Annotated in this window: 1 rRNA gene; it reads left to right on the top strand. The window is 49.2% G+C overall.

Going from position 1 to position 1,770, the window contains the following annotated elements:
- The first annotated feature begins 136 nt into the window (after positions 1–136).
- Positions 137–1,712, top strand: a 16S ribosomal RNA gene (locus tag FFM51_RS08635).
- Positions 1,713–1,770 lie beyond the last annotated feature (58 nt).

Below are 1,770 nucleotides of genomic sequence, written 5' to 3'. Positions count from 1 at the left end.
CTTTGAAAACTGAACAAAGTTTCGACAAATCAAATGTGTAGGGTCCTTAAACCTTCGGGTTTAAGGCAAGAAACATTTGCGAAGTCAATTCGCTTTAAGTAACAAAAACAAATAAAGAGCTAACAAGCTTTTCATTATATATGAGAGTTTGATCCTGGCTCAGGATGAACGCTGGCGGTGTGCCTAATACATGCAAGTCGAACGCATTCTCGTTTTTGATTGAAGGTGCTTGCACTAGATTGATAAAACATTTGAATGAGTGGCGGACGGGTGAGTAACACGTGGATAACCTGCCCAGAAGTGGGGGATAACATTTGGAAACAGATGCTAATACCGCATAAAAGTCAAAACCACATGGTTTTGATTTAAAAGATGGCCTTGTGCTATCACTTTTGGATGGATCCGCGGCGTATTAGTTAGTTGGTAAGGTAAAGGCTTACCAAGACGATGATACGTAGCCGAACTGAGAGGTTGATCGGCCACAATGGGACTGAGACACGGCCCATACTCCTACGGGAGGCAGCAGTAGGGAATCTTCCACAATGGACGAAAGTCTGATGGAGCAACACCGCGTGAGTGAAGAAGGGTTTCGGCTCGTAAAACTCTGTTGTTGGAGAAGAACGTATGTGATAGTAACTGATCATGTAGTGACGGTATCCAACCAGAAAGCCACGGCTAACTACGTGCCAGCAGCCGCGGTAATACGTAGGTGGCAAGCGTTATCCGGATTTATTGGGCGTAAAGCGAGCGCAGGCGGTTTTTTAAGTCTGATGTGAAAGCCTTCGGCTTAACCGAAGAAGTGCATCGGAAACTGGGAAACTTGAGTGCAGAAGAGGACAGTGGAACTCCATGTGTAGCGGTGAAATGCGTAGATATATGGAAGAACACCAGTGGCGAAGGCGGCTGTCTGGTCTGTAACTGACGCTGAGGCTCGAAAGCATGGGTAGCGAACAGGATTAGATACCCTGGTAGTCCATGCCGTAAACGATGAATGCTAGGTGTTGGAGGGTTTCCGCCCTTCAGTGCCGCAGCTAACGCATTAAGCATTCCGCCTGGGGAGTACGACCGCAAGGTTGAAACTCAAAGGAATTGACGGGGGCCCGCACAAGCGGTGGAGCATGTGGTTTAATTCGAAGCAACGCGAAGAACCTTACCAGGTCTTGACATCTAGCGCCAATCTCAGAGATGAGACGTTCCCTTCGGGGACGCTAAGACAGGTGGTGCATGGTTGTCGTCAGCTCGTGTCGTGAGATGTTGGGTTAAGTCCCGCAACGAGCGCAACCCTTATTATCAGTTGCCAGCATTCAGTTGGGCACTCTGGTGAGACTGCCGGTGACAAACCGGAGGAAGGTGGGGACGACGTCAAATCATCATGCCCCTTATGACCTGGGCTACACACGTGCTACAATGGACGGTACAACGAGTTGCGAACTCGCGAGGGTAAGCTAATCTCTTAAAGCCGTTCTCAGTTCGGACTGTAGGCTGCAACTCGCCTACACGAAGTCGGAATCGCTAGTAATCGCGGATCAGCATGCCGCGGTGAATACGTTCCCGGGCCTTGTACACACCGCCCGTCACACCATGAGAGTTTGTAACACCCAAAGTCGGTGGGGTAACCTTTTAGGAGCCAGCCGCCTAAGGTGGGACAGATGATTAGGGTGAAGTCGTAACAAGGTAGCCGTAGGAGAACCTGCGGCTGGATCACCTCCTTTCTAAGGAATAAAACGGAACCTACACATCTTGTTGAAACTTTGTTTAGTTTTGAGAGGT

Source organism: Paucilactobacillus kaifaensis (assembly GCF_005405145.1).
GTDB lineage: Bacteria > Bacillota > Bacilli > Lactobacillales > Lactobacillaceae > Paucilactobacillus > Paucilactobacillus kaifaensis.
Note: the sequence above shows the minus strand (reverse complement) of the source record. Positions and strands in the feature narration are given on the sequence as shown.